This is a genomic window from Frankia sp. Mgl5, assembly GCF_023242985.1.
In the GTDB taxonomy this organism is placed as follows: Bacteria; Actinomycetota; Actinomycetes; order Frankiales; family Frankiaceae; genus Parafrankia; species Parafrankia soli.
In genome coordinates, this window is sequence record NZ_JALKFY010000822.1 from 1 (window position 1) to 23,800 (window position 23,800).

Annotated in this window: 21 protein-coding genes; 11 read left to right on the forward strand and 10 right to left on the reverse strand. The window is 68.8% G+C overall.

All coding sequences use genetic code 11. The annotated features are described in order from the left end of the window. Position 1: 1 nt before the first annotated feature. The 3 genes from MXD62_RS32645 (at position 2) to MXD62_RS32655 (ending at position 4,424) form a co-directional block, all read left to right on the forward strand. Positions 2-793 (forward strand): class E sortase, encoded by a 792-nt coding sequence (locus tag MXD62_RS32645; protein ID WP_248833205.1) that lies wholly within the window; start codon positions 2-4, stop codon positions 791-793. A gap of 810 nt (positions 794-1,603) precedes the next feature. Continuing rightward, positions 1,604-3,595: a bifunctional diguanylate cyclase/phosphodiesterase gene (locus MXD62_RS32650; protein ID WP_248833206.1), complete on the forward strand. Its 1,992-nt coding sequence runs from the start codon at positions 1,604-1,606 to the stop codon at positions 3,593-3,595. Between the two features lie 145 nt (positions 3,596-3,740). Next, positions 3,741-4,424: a protein tyrosine phosphatase gene (locus MXD62_RS32655; RefSeq protein ID WP_248833207.1), complete on the forward strand. Its 684-nt coding sequence runs from the start codon at positions 3,741-3,743 to the stop codon at positions 4,422-4,424. Between the two features lie 115 nt (positions 4,425-4,539). On the opposite strand, the gene MXD62_RS32660 is transcribed toward MXD62_RS32655, so the two are convergent. After that, a complete protein-coding gene (locus MXD62_RS32660) occupies positions 4,540-4,713 on the reverse strand; it encodes a hypothetical protein (protein WP_248833208.1) in 174 nt (57 codons plus the stop codon). Between MXD62_RS32660 and MXD62_RS32665 the strand changes: the two genes are divergently transcribed. Both MXD62_RS32665 and MXD62_RS32670 read left to right on the forward strand, forming a co-directional pair. Beyond that, entirely contained in the window at positions 4,700-5,149 is a 450-nt protein-coding gene (locus MXD62_RS32665) for an EAL domain-containing protein (RefSeq protein ID WP_248833209.1), read from the forward strand. The two genes, MXD62_RS32660 and MXD62_RS32665, sit on opposite strands and share 14 nt — an antisense overlap. Next, complete coding sequence (locus MXD62_RS32670) at positions 5,121-5,516, forward strand: EAL domain-containing protein (RefSeq protein ID WP_248833210.1); 396 nt, start codon at positions 5,121-5,123, stop codon at positions 5,514-5,516. The genes MXD62_RS32665 and MXD62_RS32670 overlap by 29 nt, the downstream gene beginning before the upstream one ends. Before the next feature lie 335 nt (positions 5,517-5,851). Here the strand turns inward: MXD62_RS32670 and MXD62_RS32675 are convergent, their stop codons facing one another. Beyond that, entirely contained in the window at positions 5,852-6,034 is a 183-nt protein-coding gene (locus MXD62_RS32675; protein ID WP_248833211.1) for a hypothetical protein, read from the reverse strand. A gap of 506 nt (positions 6,035-6,540) precedes the next feature. On the opposite strand from MXD62_RS32675, the gene MXD62_RS32680 reads away from it, so the two are divergent. Beyond that, positions 6,541-7,389, forward strand: coding sequence for a hypothetical protein (locus MXD62_RS32680; RefSeq protein WP_248833212.1), 849 nt, complete (start codon positions 6,541-6,543; stop codon positions 7,387-7,389). Between the two features lie 196 nt (positions 7,390-7,585). Here the strand turns inward: MXD62_RS32680 and MXD62_RS32685 are convergent, their stop codons facing one another. Next, positions 7,586-8,629: a glycosyltransferase family 4 protein gene (locus MXD62_RS32685; protein WP_248833213.1), complete on the reverse strand. Its 1,044-nt coding sequence runs from the start codon at positions 8,627-8,629 to the stop codon at positions 7,586-7,588. Positions 8,630-9,221: 592 nt separating this feature from the next. On the opposite strand from MXD62_RS32685, the gene MXD62_RS32690 reads away from it, so the two are divergent. The 5 genes from MXD62_RS32690 (at position 9,222) to MXD62_RS32710 (ending at position 14,354) form a co-directional block, all read left to right on the forward strand. Then, on the forward strand, positions 9,222-9,920 hold the full coding sequence (locus tag MXD62_RS32690; RefSeq protein ID WP_248833214.1) for a class I SAM-dependent methyltransferase: 699 nt from the start codon (positions 9,222-9,224) through the stop codon (positions 9,918-9,920). 98 nt (positions 9,921-10,018) lie between these two features. Beyond that, a complete protein-coding gene (locus MXD62_RS32695) occupies positions 10,019-10,510 on the forward strand; it encodes an acyltransferase (RefSeq protein ID WP_165938418.1) in 492 nt (163 codons plus the stop codon). A gap of 133 nt (positions 10,511-10,643) precedes the next feature. Further along, positions 10,644-12,011 carry an O-antigen ligase family protein gene (locus MXD62_RS32700; protein ID WP_248833215.1) on the forward strand — a complete coding sequence of 456 codons (1,368 nt, stop codon included), beginning with the start codon at positions 10,644-10,646 and terminating at the stop codon, positions 12,009-12,011. After that, positions 11,944-13,029 (forward strand): glycosyltransferase family 4 protein, encoded by a 1,086-nt coding sequence (locus MXD62_RS32705; RefSeq protein WP_248833216.1) that lies wholly within the window; start codon positions 11,944-11,946, stop codon positions 13,027-13,029. The genes MXD62_RS32700 and MXD62_RS32705 overlap by 68 nt, the downstream gene beginning before the upstream one ends. Positions 13,030-13,142: 113 nt before the next feature. Further along, positions 13,143-14,354 (forward strand): hypothetical protein, encoded by a 1,212-nt coding sequence (locus MXD62_RS32710; RefSeq protein ID WP_248833217.1) that lies wholly within the window; start codon positions 13,143-13,145, stop codon positions 14,352-14,354. 33 nt (positions 14,355-14,387) lie between these two features. Here MXD62_RS32710 and MXD62_RS32715 read toward each other — a convergent pair whose 3' ends face one another. The 7 genes from MXD62_RS32715 to MXD62_RS32745 form a co-directional block, all read right to left on the reverse strand. After that, positions 14,388-15,167, reverse strand: a complete 780-nt coding sequence (locus MXD62_RS32715; RefSeq protein ID WP_248833218.1) for an FkbM family methyltransferase — start codon at positions 15,165-15,167, stop codon at positions 14,388-14,390. Between the two features lie 12 nt (positions 15,168-15,179). Further along, positions 15,180-17,048: a heparinase II/III family protein gene (locus MXD62_RS32720; protein WP_248833219.1), complete on the reverse strand. Its 1,869-nt coding sequence runs from the start codon at positions 17,046-17,048 to the stop codon at positions 15,180-15,182. Beyond that, positions 17,045-18,103: a glycosyltransferase family 2 protein gene (locus tag MXD62_RS32725; RefSeq protein ID WP_248833220.1), complete on the reverse strand. Its 1,059-nt coding sequence runs from the start codon at positions 18,101-18,103 to the stop codon at positions 17,045-17,047. The genes MXD62_RS32720 and MXD62_RS32725 overlap by 4 nt, the downstream gene beginning before the upstream one ends. Further along, positions 18,100-19,077 (reverse strand): glycosyltransferase, encoded by a 978-nt coding sequence (locus MXD62_RS32730; protein WP_248833221.1) that lies wholly within the window; start codon positions 19,075-19,077, stop codon positions 18,100-18,102. Before MXD62_RS32730 ends, MXD62_RS32725 begins: the two co-directional genes overlap by 4 nt. A gap of 50 nt (positions 19,078-19,127) precedes the next feature. Further along, positions 19,128-21,005 (reverse strand): FkbM family methyltransferase, encoded by a 1,878-nt coding sequence (locus MXD62_RS32735; RefSeq protein ID WP_248833222.1) that lies wholly within the window; start codon positions 21,003-21,005, stop codon positions 19,128-19,130. Then, on the reverse strand, positions 21,002-22,462 hold the full coding sequence (locus tag MXD62_RS32740) for a glycosyltransferase family 4 protein (protein ID WP_248833223.1): 1,461 nt from the start codon (positions 22,460-22,462) through the stop codon (positions 21,002-21,004). The genes MXD62_RS32735 and MXD62_RS32740 overlap by 4 nt, the downstream gene beginning before the upstream one ends. A gap of 88 nt (positions 22,463-22,550) precedes the next feature. Beyond that, positions 22,551-23,759: a glycosyltransferase family 4 protein gene (locus MXD62_RS32745; protein ID WP_248833224.1), complete on the reverse strand. Its 1,209-nt coding sequence runs from the start codon at positions 23,757-23,759 to the stop codon at positions 22,551-22,553. Between the last annotated feature and the right edge of the window lie 41 nt (positions 23,760-23,800).

Sequence of the window (23,800 nt, forward strand, 5' to 3'; positions counted from 1 at the left end):
CCTGTCGCGGGGCGGGCCCCCGCCCCCCCCCCGGGGCGGGGGGGGGGGGGGGGGCCCCGGCCGCCCGCGGCGGCGGTACCCGTCGGCGGCGCTGGCGGCTCGTCCGGTCGGCGGACGGGTCACCCGTGGCCTCGGCGAGATCATGATCACGGCGGGTGTGGTCGTGGTGCTCTTTCTCGTCTACCAGCTCTGGATCACCGACATCCTGGCGGCCCGGACGCAGAGTGACCTCCGCCAGGACCTGACCACCGCCTGGGCGCACAGGCCCCCGCCCCCCGCGCCCACCGGTGAGACCGGCCCGCCGCGGGCCGTGCCGCCCGTCGACCTCGGTGAGGGGCTCGCGGTGCTACGGGTGCCGCGCTTCGGCGCGGACTACGCGCCGGTCATCGTCGAAGGCGTGTCAGCGGACGCGCTGCGCCGCGGACCAGGGCATTTCCCCGGGACGGCGATGCCCGGCGAGGTGGGGAACTTCGTCGTGTCCGGCCACCGTACGACGTACGGAAAGCCGTTCGGTCGGGTGGACGAGCTGCGGGTGGGCGATCCGATCGTGGTGGAGGTCGCCGATCGGTATTTCACCTATCGGGTGACCCGGTCGGAGGTCGTCGACCCACACCGGCTGGACGTGACCTACCCAGTTCCGGAACACCCCGGTATTGCGCCCACCAGCGCAATTATGACGCTGACGACCTGTCATCCGCGATTCTCGGCACGGAGCAGACTCATCGTCTTCGCCGAGCTTGACCAGACAACTGACAGGGCCGACGGACCACCTCCGGCGCTCGCGGACGAGTAGGGGGAAACGAGAATGTACGGCTGGATCTACCGACACCTGCCAGGGCCCGGGAGGGTTCGGATCCCGCTAGCCGGGCTCCTGCTGCTGCTGACTGTCGCGTTCCTGCTGTTCGTCGTATTTCCGGCAGTCGAGCCGCATCTGCCCGCTATGAGGGTAACAGTCAGCGACTAGCCGGGGAAGGCGCGGCGGTGTTGCTCCCTGTGGCATTGGGTAGTCCCGCACCCCTGTGTCCTTTGCTCTAGGCGGACCACATGCAGATGCTCTAGGTGGACCACATGCAGACCACGAAACGCCAATGTCGTGGCGTTGTGCCGCCGAACGATGGCCGCTAGTCGGTAATTCGGCCGGCGACGTGTTCCTCCCGAAGAGAAGCACGCGGTCGGGTTCGGTTGCGCCGGGTCCGGAAATGCCGGGCGTCGGATAATCTGCCGACTCGTGTGGGTTACGCTCGCACACCGCGGGACGAACGAACCATGCGCAGGTTGCCGCCCATCGGGCAGCGGCCAAAGCGAAGGGGAGCTTCGTTCCGGGCGGAACAGGTTCGACTTCGGGGGCAAATCGTATGGTCAGGCAAGTCAGATCTCTGGTTGGTCCGGCGGGTGAGGGCCCGTGACGACATCGGTGCGTGTGGGCCGGCTCCGGCGCCTCGCCGCGCCGCGCGCCGTGTCACCGTGGCGGGCATCCGCCACGGTGGCGGCGGTGCCCCGCGGCAGTGGTGTCGACAAACCGGCCGGTACTGAGGGAAAGCCTCGCCGCGCTTCCCGTGTGATCCCGGATTCATGGTCGGTGACGACCTCGGCGGGCCCGCGGGTGGGACAGGTCGGCCCGCCCAACCGGCCGGTGTGTCCGGCAGCCCCGACACCGGCCGCGGTGCCGCCCGCGGACCCGGACTCGGCGCCGCATCCGGACTCGGCGCCGCATCCGGACTCGGCGCCGGGTCCGGACCCGGCGACCGTCGGGCGGTGGCCAGGGGCGCCGGGCCGCAGGGCCGTCGCCGTCCTCATGATGATCGTCGCCTGGTATCTCGCCAGCAGGGCGCTGGTGCCGACCGCCACGGTGACGATGTCGCTGGCGGCGGCCGCGGTGGCGTGGCTGCCCGTGTTCGGGCTCGGCGGGCGCGCAGTCGCGCTCGGCCGACGCCGCCGCAACGACACCGACAGCCTCACCGGCCTGCCGGGCCGCCGGTACTTCATACGGACGGCCTCCCGGTCGCTCGGCGGTGGCCACCGGGCCGGCGGCCCGCCGTCCGCGGCGCTCATCCTGATCGATCTCGACCGCCTGCGGGACATCAACGGGGCTCTCGGTCACGAGCACGGAGACCGGATGCTCGCGAGCGTCAGCGCTCGGCTGTCCTCGGTGATCCGCCCGACCGACCTGCTCGCGCGGGTCGACGGCGACGAGTTCGCGCTGTTGCTGCCGGGGACGGACCTCCCCGGCGCGGAGGCGGTCGTCCGGCGGATCCGCGACGTGCTCCGGCTGCCCGTCCAGCTGGACGACCTGCCGGTCCCGGCCGATGTCAGCATCGGCATCGCGCACGCGCCCAAGCACGGCCGGAGCGTGCAGGAGCTCATGGGGCGGGCCGAGGCCGCGATGTACGAGGCCAAGCGTTCCCACAGCGGCCAGCGCGTCTACAGCCCCGACTGCCAGCTTGGTAACCGCACCCGCCTCGGGCTGCGGGCCGACCTGCGGGAGGCCTTGGAAGACGGCCAGATCGAGCTGCGGTACCAGCCCAAGGCCGACATGCGCAGTGGTCGGATCAGCGGCGTCGAGGCGCTCGTGCGCTGGCGCCATCCGATCGACGGGCTGCGCCCGCCGGACATGTTCCTGCCCGAGATGGAACGCGCCGGCCTGATGGGCCGGCTGACCCAGCGGGTGCTGGACATCGCGCTGGCGGACTGTGCCCGCTGGCATCGCGCCGGCGCCGAGCTGGCGGTCTCGGTGAACGTGCCGGCGTCGGTCATCGTCGATCCCGGTTTCGTCGACCTGGTCCGCGGGTCGCTGGAACGTCACGGCCTGCCCGCGGCGGTGCTCGTCGTCGAGGTCACGGAGGACGGGCTGATCACGGTCCTGGAGAAGGCGCAGCGAACCCTTGCCGGTCTGCGTGACCACGGCGTGCGGGTCAGCCTCGACGACTACGGCACCGGTCTCTGCTCCCTCGCGTACCTCCGGGAACTGCCCGCCGACGAGGTGAAGCTCGACCAGCGGTTCCTGCGCGACATCGACCGGGACACGTCCGCTGCCGCGATCGTGCGCTCCACGGTTTCGCTCGCGCACGCGCTGCAGCTGCGCATCGTCGCGGAGGGGGTCGAGACGTCGCAGTCCTGGGAGCACCTCGCGGCCTGGCAGTGTGACGAGGTCCAAGGGTACTTCATCTCACGGCCGCTGGTCGGTGAGCGGGTGCTGAGCTGGCTGCGAGAGTGGGGCGACCGGTTCCGGCGGCTGCCCTCCCTGGGGGAGGCTCCCGCGACGGGTCCGATCAAGGTCGGGTCCGTCACCCAGGGGTCCGTCGCCCGCGGGCCCGCCGCGCTGGCAGCAGGATCAGGATCGACAGCCGGATCGGGAGCCGTTGCGCCGATCGGGAACGGCGCCGCCACGGCGGGCGGGAGGCGATCAACGCCTCGGCGCGGAGCGCGAGCGGCGCTGGGTGCCGCGCAGCCCGTCACGTCGGCGCGACCGGTGGCAGTGCCGTCCGCTACCGGCCCGTCGTGGCAGGCAGGTCTCCGGCCGCCGCCATCGCGTGGCGAGCGGGGGAGCCTGCGACGGCCGTCCCAGCCCGTTCAGGACGGACGCATGGCGGGTTAGCCGAGGTGATCGTTTCCGGCCCTCGCCATCTGGTCGCGCGCTTCGCCGGCGGTGCGCGCAGCGGACCGATCCCGCTTGGCTAGTATCCGTTCGGGCACTGTAGGTAGTTGGTGTCGTAGGCGCGGCGAGATGGGCGGGTAGCGCGATGGCCAGGCGCTCGGAGAACATCGGGGAGCGTGCCGACTGGTCGGTGCTGATGGTCTGCACCGGCAACCTCTGCCGCTCGCCGATGGCCGAGCGCCTGGCCGCGGCTCGCCTGCGTCGCCTCACGGCGGTGGCGGGCCTGCCTGGTCCACCGGAGGCTTCGGCCCGGGTCAGTAGCGCGGGTGTGCGGGCGTTCCCCGGCACGCCCATGGAGCCGACGGCCGCGGCGGTGCTGCGCGAACGCGGCGCGGACGACATCGGATTCTGCTCGCGTCAGGTCACGCCCATGATGGTGGCGGAGGCCGACATCGTGCTCTGCGCGACGCGGGCGCATCGGGCCCGGATCGTCGAGCTCGTACCGCGTGCCGTCCGGCGGACCTTCACCCTGCGGGAGTTCGCGCGCCTGGCGGAGGCGGTGGCACCGCGATACATCGACGCGCTCGCCGACGAGGTCGCCGGCTGCCATCCCAGTGGACGGCTGCGCGCCGCCGGGATGGCGCTCGGGGCGGCGGGCGCGGGCGCGCGCGGCGTGGCGCCCCCGGACGCTCCCGATGACGACGACCTCGGGGATCCCCTCGGTGGCGGCCTCGATGACTTCCGCGCGTGCGCGGAAGTCATCGAGGCCGCTCTCGAACCGCTGGACCGGCTACTCGCCGCCCTCCTGGGGGCCACCGCCCCCAGATGACCGGCGCAGGGCCGGTGAGCGAGCCGACCGGCCCGGTGACGCCGAAGGGCTCGACCGCGCTCGCCAGGTGAACCGTGTCGAGCGGTCGGGTGATCTCGGCCGGCTGGGCGGCGCGTTACGGTGACCGCGTGCTGGCCACCGTCAGCGCGCGGCTGCGTTCCGTGCTGTGCATCCCGCCGACCTGCTCGCGCGGGTCGACGGCGACGAGTTCGCGGTACTGCTGCGGGACGTCGACCTCGCCGGCGCCGAGGCGGTCGCCCGGCAGAGAGGAGGCGATGTACGCGGCCAAGGGATCCCACACCGGCCAGCGGGTCTACGACCCTGCGTGCCAGCTCGGCGACCGTGCCCAGCTGGGGCTGCGGGCCGACCTGTGGGAGGCGCTGGACGACGGCCAGATCGAACTCCGCTACCAGCCCAAGGCCGAAATGCGCAGCGGCCGGATCGGCGGTGTCGAGGCGCTGGTGCGGTGGCGCCATCCCACCGGCGGGCTCCGCCCGCCGGACATGTTCCTGCCCGAGATGGAACGCGCCGGCCTGATGGGGCGCCTGACCCAGCGGGTCCTCGACATAGCCCTCGCCGACTGCGCCCGCTGGCACGCCGCAGGCTCCGCGCTGGCCGTGTCGGTGAACGTACCCGCCTCGGTCATCGTCGACTGCGGATTCGTGCGCCTACCTGCGGGAGCTCCCCGCGGACGAGGTGAAGCTCGACCAGCGGTTCCTGCGTGACATCGATCGAGACTCCTCGGCGGTGGAGATCGTCCGGTCCACGGTCGCGCTCGCGCACGCGCTCCGGCTGCGGATCGTCGCCGAGGGGGTCGAGACGTCGCGTTCGTGGGCGTCGCTTGCGGCCTGGCAGTGCGATGAGGTCCAGGGATACTTCGTCTCCCGCCCGCTGGTCGGCGAGCGGGTGCTGAGCTGGCTGCGGGAATGGGGGACCGGCTCCGCTGGCTGCCCTCAGGGGTCGAGCCGATCAGGGTCACCGTTGCCTCGCGTGGCGCCCGTGCGCACTCGGCGGCTACCGCCCCGAACGCCCAGGCCTCATCGTCCGCGGTGGGAGCGGCGTCCGCCGCGCCGGTCGCGACCGCCTCGATGACTACGTCTGTCCCGCCGTCGACCGCTGGGCCATCCGCGCTGCCGAACGGCTCCGCACGCGTGGCCGGCCCCGCGTCACTCAGGAGCGCGCAGTCCGGACCCACAAACCGAGTCGTGGCGGCGTCGATGACGGCCTCTGGTTCGGCATCCGGCGTCGCGGAGCCGCTCGTAGCCGGCAAGCCCTCGCTCGCCGTGCCGTCCAGTCGCCCGGGCCTACGGTCGATGGGATTTCGCATGTCGCAACACGTTGAAGCGGGAAGCCGGCGGCCGTCCGGCCAGCCTGCGCATGATGGGCGGCGCCTGACGGGATAGGCGTGCCAGGCCGGCCCCGGGCATTTAACGGGGGGCCGCGGCGCCCAGGAGGACAGCGAGCAGACGGGTCGGTGGGTCGAGGGCGGCCTCGGTAGCATCCGCGCACGCGCGGAAGGCATCGAGGTCGCCGCCCAGTGGATCCACAAGATCGTCGTCCGCCGCGGTGACCGGGGGAACCACGCCACGGGCGGCTGTCCCGGCCGCCACGAGCGCCGTCCCCGCCGCGCGGAAATGTCCACGTTCATGCAGGGCGGCGAGCTTACCGGCAGCCGTATCGATGCGTTCCGATTGCGCCTCCCGTGCGTCTCACCATCCTGCGGCCCGTCCTCAGTCCGTGCCGGGTGCTTGTGCACACAGGACTGCACTCAGCCCGTCGACGCGCGTAACAGTCGGGCGTTCCGCCATGGGGAGTAACAGAGGTTGCCGTATCCATCAGGAGGACGTTCCACACCCGCTGATTCATGACGGGGAGCCGGAGGATGTCCGCGTCCTGAGGATATCGGTTGATTCGTCAATCGTTAGAGCCTGGCTGGTTGGTGGCAGCTGCGATCGGTTCGAATCGACGAAACCTCGACTATCGGACCTTCGTTTCGAGATGGGTCAACGACGGTTTGCCGACCACATCGATGTGTGGACACGCCGGAACACCAGATCGTGTGGGTTTCCTCTGGGGCGGAGGTAGGGTGCGCATTATGAGAACCGCTACCAAGAGGATGCTGCTGGCGCCGGCCAACTTTGTCAATTCGAATTTCCTGCATGTGAACCGGATGTCGATGGGTTGTGCGCGGGGTGCGCTGAACGCGGCCACCCGCAGGTTCCAGCCGAGGAACACGGCATCCTGGGAGTTCTCCGCCTTCAGCCAGAACGGCGAGGACGGAATCATCGAAGAACTACTTTCCCGGCTGAAGGTACAGACCCGGTACTTCGTCGAGATCGGGGCGGCCGACGGGCTGGAGAACAACACCGCCTACCTGGCCTTTGTTAAGAAGTATAGCGGAGTGATGGTGGAGGGTGACCCGTTGAAGTCGCGGCACGCAAAGAGAGTGCTTTGGGCGATGAACCACGGTGTCCATTATCTGCACGCGTTTGTGGAGCCGGCGAAGATAGGGATTATTCTGGACCGGTGTCGAACCCGCACCCCGGATTTCTTCTCACTGGACATTGACGGGATGGACTTCCATGTGGCGCAGGCTCTGTTCGCCGCTGACTTCCGTCCCCGCGTGGTCTGTGTGGAATACAATTCTGCCTACGGGCCAAAAGCTGCGCTCACGGTCCCCTACCAGAACTCCTTCGGTTACGGCGACCGGAGGTCGGGTCTCTACTACGGTGTATCGCTCGGAGGCTGGCAACTTTTCTTCGCCCGGCTCGGATACGAGTTCGTCACCGTGGAGAGTAATGGTGTGAACGCATTTTTTGTGGACCCCGTCCACGTGGACCTGGACGTCGCGGGGCTGGTGCGGATCGATTTCGCGGAGAACTGTGCCCACCAATACGTTCACCCGGGTGGCTGGACGGAACAATGGCCGCTGATCTCGGGGCTGCCGCTGGTATCCATCGATTGACGGACACCATGATCGGTCCTGTCGAGATGCTGATGTGGACAGCGGAGCTCCTACCGGCAACGACTCGTCTTGGCGGACAAGTCGTTCTACCGGGAGCTCCGCTGTCCGCATCCGGCAGCCCAGGATCGGAGCCACCCCTTGACACCAGCCTCGACGCCCTAACTGCACGGCCTTGGCCTTTTGGCGGCCGGGTCGTTCAGGGCGATTGTCGGCTCACCGTCGCGGGAGCCGTCCTTCTCGTCTGCTTCGGGATCTTGTGCGGGCGCGCTGGCCCTGGCCCGCCAACGAGTATGTTCACGACGTTCGCGATGAAGTCCTCCGGACGGGTCACCGCTTCCGCGTTCCGGGTCGCCGCCCGTCCCATCTCAGCGAGTCGGTGCCGGTTGCTCAGCAGATCGATCAGGGTGTGGGTGAGCGCCGCAGCCGATTCGTCCCGCGGGGTGAGACCGGTGATTCCCTCGCGGTACGCCTCCCGGCACCCGCCAGATGCCGGGCCGACGACCGCGCACCCGGCGAGCTGTGCCTCGAGCAGCACCATTCCGTACCCCTCGCCGTCGTGGGGTGGATCGGTTCGTGTGCACAACGCGAACAGGTCCGCGGTGCCGTACATACGGGTCAGCACGTCGTCCGGAGGTGTTTCGTGCAGCTCGACGTCCTGGTGGGAGGCGATCAGCTCGCGTACCACGGTAGGCGCCGGGCCCTGGCCCGCGACGACGAGGTGAACAGGCCCCACCACCTCACGGGCCCCGGCAACTCCGGCCAGTAGGGTCCGCAGCCCCTTGCCTTTCCAGTCGGGCAGACGGAAGACGCTGAGAATGGTCGGGACCTCTGCGGGTTCGCTTCGTCGAGCTCCCTCCGCCAACAGCCTCGAACGCCAGGAAGGGGCGATGCTGGGAGCTATTATCGGAGCCCTATCGATCATCGAGAGAGCACCTGCCGTGTAATTACTGATAGTCACCGGGAAAAGTGATGGATGGTGTCTGAGTACGGCGGTCTTGAAAGGGCGCATCATCCAGACATCCTGCAGATAATACAGCACCGGTGCATGCCTGGTGCCGGTCAGTGTCGCTGCGGCGGCGCCGACGGGTACCAAGGTGTGAAGGCCGGTTACGATGGCGTCCAGCTGACCGAGACGACGAGCCGTCACCAAAGTCCGTACCACGAACCGCAGACGGTCTGGCCAGGTGAGCTTCCCGTCGACGTCCACCAGGTTAAGTCGGTGGACCTCGACACCAGCCATCCGGAGGGCTTCCTCTACCTGGGCAAGGTAGCGCTCGATTCCGCCACCTTGGCCGATGGACGCGGCGATAAGTAGCACTTTTCGCCGATCGCCGTCCCCGGCTTCGTGGGACAGTTGCGCATCGATGACGCCAGGCGAGGTGTCGGGAACAGTGGAAACTGGTTCCGTGGCCGGCTGGCGGGCACTAGAAGAACTGGTCACGGTCAAGCATGGTAATGATGATCCAGCTGGGCGACGGCATCTGATGTCTGCGTGTCGGTAAACTTTGTTACCCCCTTAGGTACTCAAACCGTCACCTCCCGGTTTCAAGTCGGATGGGCGAAGTTTTGTGTCATGTCCTCTTGTCGAGCCGGAAGGGCGGGACACGCACGCCGAAGCAAGACCGGGACGGTGACCCTCCGGCATGCATACTTCACTCCGGGGACGGGCCTGTACGGGCCGGTGGGCGAACGACGCGAAAGGAGATAAAATGCGGCAGGTCGGCGCCCGGACAAGTGTCATGGCCGGCGGGAGGCAAGGCCCCTCGCTGGGGTCCGGAGGTCTGGGGCAACCGACGACCGGTCGGTACTTCGATCAGATCGCAGGTAGCTGGGTGGATCGCTATGCGGACCATCCCTCCTTCCAGGAGCGTTTGCGTGTCGTCGCACACGTCATCGAATCGCTGCTGGCCGGGGTCGATTGTCCGTGGGTATTTGATTTTGGTGGAGGCCCGGGAATATTCAGCCTGCTGTGTTCGGACCGGGCCTCTTTTGTGCTTGACCTCGATCCGTCGCTGGAGATGCTCAGGGCCGGAGTATCGGGCCACGCGGCTATGGATGCTGTCCTGGGTCGGGCGACGTCGACCCCGCCTAGGGAGGTGCGTCGTGCCGCCGGGACACTGGACGCGGTCTCGGTCAACGCCGACGGACGGTTCGATCTGGTGTTGGCGATCGCGGTGCTGGAGTATCTAGAAGATCCTGGTGGCGCTGTCGCCAGGCTGGCGCGCCTATTGCGGCCGGGCGGGGCGCTGCTGCTGACAGTGCCACGCGCCCGGTCCATTGCGCGCCGGACAGAGCGTCTGATGGGCCATCTCATGGTGGGAACGGAGCGAGACTCCGACCTCCACCCGAGGCCCCCACGGAGCTACACCCGGCTACGACCGTACGGGGACAGAGTTCCCTGGGACACCACCGTGGCGTCGGTTGGATTGCGCATCGAGCTGCGCCGGCCGCTCGCACTCGCGTCGGCCGGTCCGATGTCGTACATGAGGCCCAACGACATCGTCGTTCTGCGCCGTGGCCAGTTCCCATGACCGGGCTGGTCCTCTCCTCCGGCCGCTCGGTTCCCGCGCGGGTCGCTCGGTTCTTGGCCGGTCTGCCTCCGCTGACCCGTGGATACAGATGGCGGGCTATGCTGCTACAGCGGTCGGGCTTTGATGTGGACCGAACCGCCCGCTGTGTGGCATCGGCCAGATTCTACCTCCCCGCGCTCCACATCGGTCGCGACGCCTTCGTCGGTCACGAGGTGCGCGTCTACGGTGGCGCTGGCGCGGAGGTCCGCATCGGCGAGCAGGTGGACATCGCGCCGGGCGTGATGTTTCTGGCGGGAACACACGAGATCGGCGGTCGCACCCGCAGAGCAGGCGCGGGTCGTGGGACACGGATCGAGGTCGGTGCGGGTACCTGGATTGGTGCGGGCTCCCTCATCATCGGTCCGGCCACTATAGGCCGGGGTTGCGTGATCGGCGCTGGCGCCGTTGTCCGTGTAAATGTTCCTGACCACACGATATATATGTCCGAAGGCGATGTCCGTCCGGTTGTCGACGATGCCCCTCGCGACACGGATCGCGATATGGCGGCAGGGATGCCTGACGACTCGGCGGAGGAAACCGTCCTGGTGTGATACTCCGCGAGACCGGCTGCTGGGCGGCTGCAGAGGCGGCTGGATTCGTCGAGGGCGCCGTGAGTCTTCGGGGTCCGCGCGTGGGGCCCGTATGCCGTGTTCTCGCGACTTCCAGCTAGCGGTCGGAGGTGTTATGTCGCTGCAGGTATTCGACCGGATGCCGTTGTTGGACCGCGTCCGCCCGAGAGCGTTGACCGCCTGTCTGGCCATCCTCACTGTCGGCTTCGCCTGCCTGCCCGTCTTCAACCGTGGGCTCGGGCTTTACGCTGTAGGAGCGGCTGCCTACTGCCTTGTCGTGGTGGTCGCGGAATCCAACATGCGGCTGGCCCTCGGTTTGGTGCTCGTCTGCTACACCCTGCCAGTGCTGTCGACGGATGCCTTGGCTCTCCCCGCAGAAGCGAGACTTGGCGCTATCCCGTTCGTGTTCCTGCTGGTTTCCCGTGCGGCTTGGCGTCCCGCATGTACGCCGTCGCGGGCCGCTGTTCGTGTCCACCGGTTGCTCGGGGGACTGGCCCTGCTGGCAATGATATCCGCTTTCTGGTCGCCCAGCCCTACCGCGACAACGGAGGCGGCGGTCGGGGTGGCGATCTCCTGGCTGATCGTACGGGCGGCATCCCGGCTGTTCACACCCCGGGAAATATCCGACCTCCTGTGGCCCCTTCTCGCCATACTGGTCCTGCTCTCGACCTTCGTGGCAGTTTCGGGGCTGTTCCCGGTAGGAGGGGACACTGCCGGAATCTTCGCGAATCCGAACAGTCTGGGGCTTATGTGTGCCCTGACTCTGCCATTCTGCCTGGAACGCGGCCGCGCGGGGGCGGTGGTCGGTCTCGGGGCTCTCTGGTTGATATTCGAGTCCGCTTCCAGAGCGAGCGCGCTGGCCACGGTCGCGGGCCTGCTCTACGGGGTCTTCTTGCTGCGGCAGCCGCGCGTCCGGATGGTGGTCTGGTTCTTCGGTCTCATGCTGGCCTGGCTGCTGGTGAACAGTCTCCTGTCGGAGGGGATCGGCGAGACGACTAGCAGCTCGATGTTCGTGACCGTGGATACGCGAAGCGAGTTCTGGCAGGCGGGAATCGATGCCGCACGTTCGCAGCCGCTGACCGGAATTGGGTTCGGAGCCGGAACCGTCGCTTTCGACGGGGCCAGCTCCTATATCGCCATTGTGGCAGCGCTGGGTGTGAGTGGACTTGTCGTGGTGGTTCTGCTTGTGCCGCTGGTCATCTGGCCGACGCTGCGGGTGCGGCGGACCACGGTCTTCGGTGTGGTAGTCGTGGGAGGTCTCGTAAATGCTTTCTTCGAGGCGTGGCTCTTCAGCGGGGGGACTGTTCTCATGGTTCTTTACTGGCTCGTGGTCGGCACGTGTCTCCAGGAAACCGTCGAGTCGGCCGCCGACCGTGCTATTCCTGATCGAGCGGCCCACTCCGCAGCGGACGCCGGTGCTCGACGAGCTCTCACGCCGGTTGCTGAACGTTCAGATCAAGGTGCTCTACTGTCGAGGGGATGACGGTGGGCGAGGATGGGGGAACGGAAATCTGAACCACCCCCACGTCACGCTGCCCGCGGGGTTCTGGTCGCAGCTGATCGCGGTGGCCAACATTTTCGTGAGCACCCGGGTCGAAATGGTCTGTTCGTTCGGGTACCGCAGACCCGCTCAGCTCGTGGCCCTGACAGTCGCCAGATGCCGAGGTCTGCCGATCGTCACCAGGGCGGACGCCAATCCGTTGGACGCGGCGGAGAGCGGTGCCGGGCGTCGGCTCGCCAGGCGTTGGGCCATGCAGGCATTGTTCGGAACATGCGCCAGGATCTGGGCCATCGGTTCGGCTAACGAACGGTACTGGAACCAACTGGGATTCCACAACAGGACCCTCATCCCCTACACGGTGCCCGAGCCACCGCTGGGTGATCCAAATGAGGCGAGAAGGCTACGGGCCGAACTCGGTGAGCCGGGGTTCGTCTTCCTGTACGTAGGCCGCCTCTCTCCGGAGAAGGCGCCACTGGACGTCGTCGCCGGATTCAGGGAGTACCTCGCGAAGACTCCCGGACGGTCCCACCTGGTGATCGTGGGCGACGGCCCGCAGCGGCCCGAGGTCGAGCGTCAGGTGCTGGGCGAAGCCACCATGACCCTGGTCGGAGCCTGCGATCATCAATATCTCGGTCATTACTATCTTGCCGCCGATGTGCTCGTTGTTCCCTCGCATCGCGAGGGCTGGGGACTGGTCGTCAACGAGGCAGTGGCTAACGGCCTTCCCGTCGTCGCGAGCGATCGCGTGGCCGCGGCGGATGACCTGCTCGACCCGGCCACGTGCTGGCGCTACCGAACCGGCGACATCCGCGGACTGGGCGAAGCCATGTTCCGAGCCAGTCAGGAGGCACGGCGTATGACTCCGTGTCCGGGCGAGAACGTGGCCTACCGGATGGCGGCGGAGATCGAAGCCCTGATACCCCGGCCGCGTCGATCGGCCGAGGCCGAGGCGACGCGGAGCGCGGTCCGCCGTCGGGCCGGCGGTCTGGTGCGGCGATGACGTCGGATTCGCTGACCAGCACGACCCCGCCGCAGGCGAGGCCCGCCGAACCCGTCCCGACGCCAGGCCGGCGGCGGCATCGTGACCTCTCCGGGCGGCAGACTGCGGCGGTGATGGGTGGCAGCCTGGCCGGCATGCTCCTCGGAATCGCCGTCAGCGTGGTGGCCGCCCGTGCTCTCGGCCCGCAGGCCCGCGGCGAGTTCCTGGCTACCCAGACCTGGGCCGTGTCGGTCGGGGCGTACTTGTGTCTCGGGGTTTCCCAAGCACTGGTCGTCGACACCGGCAGTGACGAGTTCCTGCTGGGGCCGCTGCTGCTGCACACGGCACTGGCCGGATTGTGTGGCCTGGTTCTGTTTACATTGTTCGCGGTCTTCGACGTCCAGCCCTGGTTGGGTCCGCCAGGTGTGGTGGGTGCCGCGTGCGCGGTCGCGGCAGCCGTGGCAGCCTCCACCGCGGTGGGACTCGCTCAGCGACGGGGCCGCATGACGACTGAGTTCCAGGTGGTCCGGCTCACCCCCGGCGCGATGGCGCTGGTAACTTTCCTGGCCTTCGTGCTGGTCGGCCTTACGGACGTGGGTGTCTGGCTGCTTGCGCTCGGACTGCTTAGCGTGGGACCTGCGCTCGTCTTCCTCTTCCGCGGTCTCGGCGGCATTGCCGGGCTACGCGCACGTCGCCGCATGCTACCGACGAGGGAGTTCGCGAGGACCGCCCGCAAATGTTATTCCGCTGTCGTCGGCACCCAGATCGCCTACCGCCTCCATCTGCTTCTGGTGGCGGCCTTCATGTCGAATGAGCAGGTCGCCTTCTACGGCGTGGCCGCATCTCTGGCGACGGCCTGCGCGACTCTCGCGCAGGCGAGGTCGCTCGTGATGTTCAGCCAGCTCCGTTCGGTCACCGCGGAGGAACAGCAGGCGAGCTTGGTCCGTCAGGCGATCATGCGAAGCGCGGTCCTGGCAACCACAATGGCGATACCGTTGGTCGTCTGCGCGCCTGTCATCGTGGGCGTTTTCTACGGGGCGGAGTTCAGCCCGGCCAGCGACGTGACGCGGATTCTGGTTCTCGGGATCGTCCCGCAGACGGTCGACTATCTGCTCATTCACGTGCTCATGAGCATGTCGGCGGGCTATCGAATCATCGCCGTCCAGGTACCGGTGGGCCTGCTGGCGGGGGCCCTGCTGCTTGTCGCGGTCCGTAGTGGTTCGCTCGCCGGGACGGCGTGGGCGTCAGTGGCAGTACCCTGCTGTTCGGCGGCAGGCTACTACATTCTGATGCTCGGACTGAGGCGCCGGCGGAATGGGCTCGTTGTCTCCGTGTCGGAGCCTTGATGGGAGCTGGCTTCGCTGGGCGGTCGGGCGCGGTTAGCCTCTCTCCACGGGTACAGCCAGCGTCGAGACCGGCGCGGCCGCGAGAGACCGCCGGTGCTCGGGCGGCTCGGTCGCGTCAAGAATCCGATAGTCCCAGCGGTGTAGCGTTTCGGTGACCCGCCGCGAGTTCGACTCCATGACCTCGCAGATGACGGCCGGTCGCACCCGGCTCAGGATCTCCTCGGCGCCGCTGAACACCGCGTGTTCCGCCCCTTCCACGTCGATCTTCACGACGTCCGGTGCGGAGAAATGGCCGAGCAGGCTGTCCAGGGTGAAGGTGGGCACAGTTTCCACCGCACGAACGCCGCCTGTCTGGCTGCTTCCGAAGCCGTCGAGATGGTTTGTTGCGCGGCTCCGACTCGCCACACAGAACCGGCTGATGCCTACCGCCGATCCAACGGCGGCAGGGAGCACGTCGATCCGGGCCCGGTCGTTGGGGATCCGCAACGACCGGCGGATTAGGTTGACCAGCCAGGTGTCCGGCTCGACGGCGAGGACCTTGCCGGTCCTGGTCGCCGCGGTGGCGGCGGCGAAGGTGAACAGCCCCACGTTCGCGCCGATGTCCCAGATGACGTCCCCGGGACGGACAAGCTCGTCGGCCAGGGATGTGAGCATCGGATCGATCTCCGTGAGACGCGGGCGCAGGTACTTCAGCCCACCCTCGGAGCAGACGTAAAGCCTGGTACGGCCGAAGGGAGGAGGCATCCGTCGCCGCAGTACCAGCCGATGGGACAGGTGCTCTGCGACGTTGCGTACTCCTGGTGCCTTGACCACGGTTGGTCTCCTTCAGGCTGGGCTGGGGTTGCTGGTTCCGGGATTCTGCGGGCGGCCTTCCGTTCGGCTGGTCGGGACCTCCCGGGGTGATGTGGCGTCGGTGTCCGCCCGGTAGCCGATCTGAAGATCGATTTCGACTGGTAGGCTGGCTTCCGTGGCATAGACGACGGTGCAAGCAGACACGGTGGCCTGCCAACCGACTGCATGCCGACGTTTGCGAAGTTCCCAGACGCCGTGCTGGTTCGTCTTCTCGGGTCGGCCAGCCGACCTGGATCGGGGCGGCGTGGCCGGGCGCAGGACGAGTTCTCTTCCGGCCGGTGGTGCGATGACCACGTGGAGATCGTTGGGTGCACCCGCTACCGTCGCATCCGTTCCAGGCGCGAGCTGGAGGAGGATCTCGACCCGATGGCGTCCGGCGCCGGTGATTCGATCCCGGAGAATGAGTCCGGCCGGATCGAGCTGCCAGGTTCTCTGGTGCATTGGTCGACCGGGCAGATGTCGGTAGCCGTCATGAGACGCTGTCAGCGTGGCCTCACGGTTGCGACAGGTGACTCGGATCAGCTCTGGCCTGGCGCGGCGACCGGCCCGGAAGGCTCCCCAGACCTCGGTCGAGTCCGAGCCGTCGACGACGACTGTTGAGTGCGCGGCGCTTGAGCGTTCAGTGTCCCGAATGGGCCCGGGTTCGTAGGTGGAGGTGCCAGTGTCGACCAGAACTGGCCTGCCATCAGCCCAGAGAAGAAACGAAAGCGTGTCGGCGTGGGCATGCGCCGGCAGGTCGTCCGGGCAGGGCGGGCCGACGTCGGCGATGAGATGCCAGGGGCCCGCGCGCAGCACCGCGAGACCGCTGTCGGCCAGCAGACTGCAGATGGCCACGTCCGTCGGATCAGACCCGGGGACTGTGGTCGAGGGTGAGCTACCCAGCAGGTCGTCCACGGCGGCCTGGGGGACGGGGTAACCGTCGTTGAGGAGTGGTACAGCCTGGTCCGGGCCGAGTACGTCAGCGAGCCAGCCGCGCATCCTGTCTATGGCCTCGGACAGTGCCGCTGGCACATCGACACTGACCGCTCTCAGCAGCGAGGCGAGATCATCGAGGTCGGCCAGAACCTGACAGTGGTAGGCGGGCGCCCGTTCGTAGTGGCCGCCGTCTCCGAGCACCTGCCGCTCCAGCTGGCCGAGCAGCGTGCCGATCCATCGGCGTCGATCCAGTCCGTCGGTGTCGGCCACCGCGAGGCCGATGAGGGCCTTGTAGTTCTTCAGCAGGTGGTTCCCGCCGACGTCGGTCTCCAGATGCCCGCGCAGGAATGACCGGTGCAGCCCGAGATCTGCCCGTACCGCGTCCTCCGCGGCGGTGCCGCGCACTAGCGGGTGCCAGAGTCCGCACAGCGTCCAGGCCCGCAGCGAGGCGACATAGGGTGCCCAAGCAACGCCCTGGCCGACTCGGACGGCGTGACGCCAGGAGTGGTAGAGGCCGCTGAAGATCTGCCCGCCGTCGTCGGATCGGGTCAGCGCCCAGGCCCAGTCCCAGTAGTGCAGGTGGTATCGCCACAGCATGGGGGCGTGGATCTGGTTCCAGTCCACATCGACGGATCCGGACCCGGCTGGGTGGAGGCGCCGGGTGGCGCCGAGCAAGGTGATGTGCCCCCGCACGATCTCGTCCGCCGTAGGGCCGGTGTCCGATCGCGCGATTCGGCCGTCGAACGGAGTGAAGTCGTTCGGCCAGCATCCCGACACATGGTCATGGGAGAGCAGCGCCGTGGCGATGCGGGGGGCGTGCGTGAAAGCGGCTCGCTGGGCGTGGAGCCGCAGCCGCGACCGCACCTGGGCTGGCCGCAGCGTGGCCAACGTACGGAGGTAACGCCCAGTACGTGCGGGGCCTGTCATCGCGCGGTGGTTCCGGCGGGCGTGCTCTCGGCGGGCGTGGCCTCCCGAGGTCTCTCCGCGCTTCGCTGGGCGGGGATCGCCACGCCGGCCCGCCCTACGGCATCCCGGCCGGATGGGAGGTTCCCGGTGCCGGCCGCTCCGGCGGTGAGCGGGATGCGACCCAACGCTGTGACCGTCAGCTCGTACCACGCGTGGTACAAGCAGAACAGCAGCCCGCTGAACCCGTCCCGCCAGCCCGCCCGCAGAACATACATATAGACGAAGAGTGCGAGCGGCCGCGCCGGGACGAGCGGGTAGACGACCTCCTTGGCCAGTGCCCGGGCCAGGGGCCTGGTGGAGGTCCCGCGGGCGCGGACAGCCGTGAGCAGTTGGCGGGCCGGCGACGGTTCGGCCGCGCGTCGTCGTGCCTCCAGCTCGGCGTAGCCCACATGCCTACGGAGCCAGGCCGGGAGCCCCTTAGCGTCCTCGTCAACGAGGTCCCCGGCGAGGCGCAGGACTCTGCCGGTCACCGTTGCCCGCTCGCCGTACTCGGCGGCTGTGTCGAAGGATGCCCGTCGGCGGTCGAGCAGCCTTGCCTGCCAGCTGTTAGTGTACCAGCCGCAGTGGGCGATCCATCGGCCCGCGAAGACCAGGCGACGGCGCTGAGCGTAGGCTGCGCAGTCCTCGGTTCCCAGCCTGGCGGCGATTTCCTGGGCGAGGTCGACGGAAACCCATTCGTCGGCGTCGAGGAAGAAGACCCAGTCGTGGGCGATTTCCTGCGCGCGCATCGCCCACTCGCGTTGGGCAGCGAACCCCCGCCAGGGTTCGTGCCAGATGGTCGCGCCCGCGGCCCGCGCGATGTCGGTGGTTGCGTCGGTCGAGCCCGAGTCGACCACGACGACCTGGCGGCACCATTGGACGGAGGCGACCGCGCGCGCGATGTTTACCGCTTCGTCCCGGGCAAGGATGATCGCGCTCGCCGGCACCGTTCCCGGTGCCGGCGCGCCGGGGGCCGGTCGCGCGGGGTCGTAGCGGACCGGCCAACCCCGCCTGCCCGGAGATCGGGGCGCAGTCATGACAGGCTTCCCGACGGGTTGAGCAGCCAGTCGAAGTACCGTTCGGGGTCGAAGGGGTTCGCCGCCTCCGGCGCGAAGACGGCGTGCATGGCTGTCTGCATCGCGGCCGCGATGTCGACGGGATCCGCACGGTCGTAGGGAGTGAGAACCGGCCCGGCGACTTCCCGGTTCTGGGCGGTGTCGGGTGCCACTACCGGAACACCGGCCAGGCGTGCCTCGGCGAGTGGATAGCCGAACGACTCGATTCTCGTGGGATAGACGAGCGCACGGCATCCTCTTTGGAGCCCGGCGAGGCGGTCGGGCGACAGCCGTCCGACGAACCGCAGGCGGTGGGCGCCGGCCAGACCCTCGGCCCGCGCCTCGGAGGCAGTGGCTGTCACCGTGACGCGCACGTCCGCGCCGCTCGCCTCCGATACGAGTTCAGCCGCCTCGTCCACCGGGCGTAGTAGCGCCCCCATGGCCTTGAACGGTGCGAACAGCACTGGACACAGAAAGTCGGGTGTGCCTGGCGTGCCCAAGGGGGTTGCGGCACCCCGGTCTTCCCGAGGACGGGGGATCGGTGACAGCGGATGGGGGCGTACGACGATCCGGGAGGCCAGTCCTGGCACGGCCGCTGACACCCGTTCAGCCATGGCGGTGGTCGGGACCACCACGACGTCCGATCGGCGGGCGCATGCACGGACGACGTGCGCGGTGCCGAGAACTTTCGGCGGCAGCCCGCCGGGGAGCCGACGGATGTCCTCCGGTGGCAGGAAGTGCAGAAGATTCCGCAGCAGGACCCAGCGCTGCGTGCCCGACGCGACAAAGCCGACGTTGTTGAGTGCGACAGCACGGCGGTAGCGGGCGGGTCGCTCCCGTCGGGCGAGCCACGACGGCGCCATGCCGCGCCCGCGCCCGACCAGATGGACCGGAGCTGCCGGGCGGGCGTTCAGGTAGGAGTCCAACTCGGTGAGGAATCGCAGGGCGCCTCCCATGCGGGCACCTGCGCAGTCGACCAGGACGCCGGACGCGCCCGACGGCCCGGTCACGCGGGTACCCGGCCTGCGTTGGCCGGGCCTGCGTTGGCCGGGCCTGCGTCAATCCGGTTCGCGCCGGCCCGGTCCGCGTCCGCCGGGGCGGCCGTCGTCCGCCTGCGGGGCGAGGGGACCCGAAGTCGCCGGGCGTAGAGATAGCCTGACGGCGCTCCGGCTAGATCGTCTGTCCGCCGAAGAGAGTTGTCGAGGAGGGCGGCCTCGAACCCGTTTCCGGCCAGAACGGCGAGGAGAGAGTCTGGCGCCCCGAAGCCAGGATGCACCTCCATCACGATCCGGTCGACCGCGTCGAGCCAGTCTGATTCCTCAAAGAGTGCGAACTCGGAACCTTCGATGTCCATCTTCACCAGATCGACGTGGTCCACGCCGCCCTGTTCGAGGACTTGGGACATGCTCAGGACAGGTATTCCGGCGAGCCAGGGTGCCCGGGAACCCCCACCGTCGTCGCCCGCGCGGGAAAGGACCCCCGAGGATGCCCCGACGAGGGCGTTCAGGAGCCGGATACGGTGGGCGACTCCGTTTGCCGCGGCGTGCTCGTGGAATGCCGTCGCGTAGCCGGCAAGCGCTTCGACTGCGATGACATCGGCTCCGGCACTGGCCGCCAGGACTGAGAACAGTCCCTGGTTCGCCCCCAGATCGACCACGACCTCGCCGGTGGCCGGGGCGTACCCGGGCTCGGCGAAGTAGACACGGCGAAGGTACATCTCCCGCGCTGCGCCGAAGGCGTCGCCGGGTAGTCGGATCTGGACGTTGTCGAGGGGGCGGCAGACGAGATCGCGTCCGGCCATAGCCTCGTCTGCCCTGGTAAGCGTGCCTGAGCGCACGATCGAGGGGGCGTTTCTCGCGACGGCGAGGGCGAAGCGGGCAGCGGTGCCGGTGTCCGTGATCTCAGCCGTTCTCCGCAGGTCGTGGGCGAGGACGCCGATCCGGCCGGCGACGGACGGCTGCGGCGGTATCGGCGGACGGCCCTGTTCGGAGGACCGGGACGGCGGGGACCCCGGTCCCCACAACAGTGCGGTTTCGGCCGCGATGCCGTCGGCGAACGACCTCGGGGCGTAACCCAGGCTTTGTCGCGCGTCCTCGATCGGGAACGCCTTGTCCTCAGTGAGCCGGGTGATCTGCTCGGCCTTCAGCCATGGGTGGCTGGTGAGTCGCTCGCAGACGGCGGTCAGCGTGACGGCCGGAGCTGTCGGCAACGGGATGCAGGTGACATGCCGTCCAAGTGCCGAGGCCGCCTCGCGCACGATCTCCCGGAAGGGCAGCGGTTCCGGTCCGGCCACGTCGAACGCCCGACCCAGGGCCGCGTCGGACCCGACGGCGCGTAGCAGCAGGTCCGCCAGGTCGTCGACGTGTACGGGCTGGTGCAGATGGCGGCCTCCGCCGGGGACCGGCAGCACGGGTGTCCTGCGCAGCAGCGCGAGCAGTCGGCACATGTTCCGGTCGTCGGGACCACCGTAGATCATCGTGGGACGGATGATCGTCCAGTCAAGGCCGCTCGTACGGATGGTGTCCTCGGCCGCGATGCGGACCTGTTTTGTCGGCGGGTCGAGGGTGGTGAAGACCCCGGTAGTAGAGACGAACACGGCCCTTTCGATGCCGGACTGTCTGGCCGCGTCCACGATCGTCCGCGCATGACCGGAGCCGAGCGAGGACATGGTGACCAAGGTTCGGCAGCCACTGGCGAGGAACGCCGAGGCTACGGTGGCGGGGGCGTCGAGATCGCCGCGGATGACCAGCGCGCCCATCCCGGCGATGGTGTTTCCGGCCCGGGAGGTGCGCGCGAGGCCCGTGACCTGGTGCCCCTCCGTCAGGGCCCGTGCCACGAACCGCCGGCCCAGGAACCCGCTTCCGCCGGTCACGAGCAGTCTCATGCGGACACCTCCGAAGCTGCCGATCCGTGCTGTGTGGTCGAGGGGGCCACGTCGCCGCGCTCAGGGGACGGCCGTGCGGTCGGGTTCGGGGCCCGGACAGTTTTCCGGTCGCCGGCCTCGGTGGGCCGCGACCGCGGGTGTGGGATGTCCGCCACTGGCAGCAGTCCGAGGACCAGATCGCGGTAGCGTCGGGCCAGGTCCGCGCGGTTGAAGTGGGCGACGACGTGCGTATGGCCCGTGTGGCCCATCTGCGCGCGCCTGCGCGGGCTGGTGGACAGCGCCTTGATTGCGGCGGCGAGGGCGTCTGGATCCTCAGGCGGCACCACCACGGCGCCCGCGTCGGCCAGGATGCGGGCGGCCTCCCCGCGCACCGCGCCGATGACCGGCCGGCCGGCGGCGAGCATCTCGAACATCTTCGACGGGATGAAGGTGTTGAACAGTGGAACGTCCCGCAGTAGCACCAGGCAGATGTCGGCGGCGGCCAGCAGGCTGGGTACCTCGTCGCGAGCGACGGCCGGGTGCAGGGTCGTGTTGGTCAGTCTGTGTCTCGCGACGTGCGCGGCGAGCCGTTGTTTGTCGGCGCCCTCGCCAACGAAGGCGAAGTGCACCGGGGCCCCCTCCCGACCCAGCTGCTCCGCGGCGTCGGCGACGAAGACGAGCCCTTGGGAGACGCCGTGCGCGCCGATGTAGAGAACCAGCAGGTCGTCGGGTCGAGCACCGAGACGTTCCCGGATTCTGGGGATGGCGGCGCGCTGGTCCTCCGGGTCGGGACGAAACCGTGTGACGTCCACGCCATTGGGGATCGTGTGCACCTTGGCCGCCGGGATGCCGCGTCCGATGATGTTCTCGCGGAAACCCTCGGTGACCGTCACGACCGCATCGGCGGCGCGGTAAGCGGCGAGTTCGAGCCATTCGAGAGTTGCGATGATCCAGCGGTTCCTGATCACGCCGAGCTGGACGAAGATCGCTGGCCACAGGTCGCGTACCTCGACGACCAGTCGCGCGCGCCGCAGCCGAGCCAACATCCAGGCCGACCCAAGAGAGAAGAAGGTGGGGGAGGAGACGACGACCACGTCGGCCGGGCCAGCACTGCGGGCGCCGAGCAGCACGGAGGAAACCATGAACGACAGGTGCCCGAGCGTCTTGCGCGCGATGCCCTCGTTCGGTGTCGCGTAAAGCCATGTGCGGACCACCCGGTACCCGTCGATGTGCTCGACACGGCGCAGTGTGCGGCGGTAGGCGGCGGGTACTACGCCGGTCGGATGGTTGGGCAGCCCGGTCAGCACGGTGACGTCGAGTCCATCGGCGGCCCATGCACGGGCGGTCTCCGAGAGCCGGGCCTGCGGTGCGCCGACCTCGGGCGGGAAGTAGTGGGTGACCAGCAGGACCCTGGGGGGGCCGGAGCCGCACATCACGAAGTCCTCCTGCAGACCCTCGACGATTTGGTCAGGCTTCATTACTCTCAGCTGTTGATTCTATTCGTAGAGTAGTCAATTTTCGTGACGGTCGAGGGAGTGTCCCGGTCCGCGTCATGACCCGCGGCGCTTACCGCTGATCGCTGAGATGGTCGGGTAGCCGCGTCATTCCGGCGGCCTCGGCCGGGTCCAGGGCGAGCGAGGGATCGGCGGCCTGCCGCTGTCGTGGCAGAACGAGCCCGATGTCGCCGTCGGCCGGAGTGGGTCCGGCCGGCGCGGGACGGGTTGGTTCGGCCGCCCGGCGCAAGCGCATCCGTGCGCGGGCGGACAAGACCAGTCGAGGCGCGCTCAGATAGCCCGTGAGAAGCGCGACAATCGTGAGGTCGGCTGCGCTGCGGGTACCCATGCCGCCCCGTGTGCCCAGCAGCCCGAGACCCGACATCGCCGTGACGAGACCGGCAACCGTGACCGTGACCCGGGTGTGCGTCCAGCCGACATCGGTGAGCCGCTGGTAGGTGTGGGTGCGGTGGGGCAGGTACCAGCACTCGCCTTGCCGGACCCGGCGCAGCAGCGTGGCGCTGGTGTCGGCGAGGTAGAGCAGCAGCGGCGCGACCACCGCCTCGACCGGGATCCCGGTCACGACGCCATGGAGCGCGAGCGCGGCGAGGCCCGCGCCGAGGGTGTAGCTGCCGACGTCGCCCAGGAAGATCCGCGCGCGGGGGAAGTTGAACGGCGCGAAGCCGATCGCCGCCCCAGCAAGAACGGCGCCGCCCGCGGCCAGGGCCGGCGCGTCGTGGAGATGGCCCACGACGACGAGGGCACCGCCGGCGACTGCGGCCTGCGCGGCCGAGATGCCGTTGATCCCGTCCATGAAGTTGAAGGCGTTGACGAATCCCGTCACCCACAGCGGGCCGATCAGCGCGGCGGCGGGCAGCGCCGCCATCGGCAGGATCGCCGCGTCGTCGAGGGACACGCTGATGAGGACCACAGTCGACACCACCAGGCCGGCGAGCAGCTGCAGGGCCAGTCGGCGCAGTGGGGCTATGCCGCCCACGTCGCCGCCGAGGTCCTCGGCGAGGCCGATGAGACCGAACAGTGTCACCCCGACGGTCATCGGGAGCAGGTCGGGGGCATCGCCGTGACCGCTGGCGAGCAGGAGAACCAGCACGCCGGCGAAGAGGCCGAGGACTACCGCGATGCCGCCGCCCCGCGGGGTCGGTACCTGGTGCGAGGAGCGTTCGTTGACGTCGTCGATGGCGGCCAGGCGTCGCATGGCGCCGAGCACGACCGGTGTGGCCGCGAGGGTGACCAGCAACGCCGCGGCTCCCGCTCCGACCATGTCGCTCCTTACGGTTTGGCCGGTGATGACCCGCGCGTGGG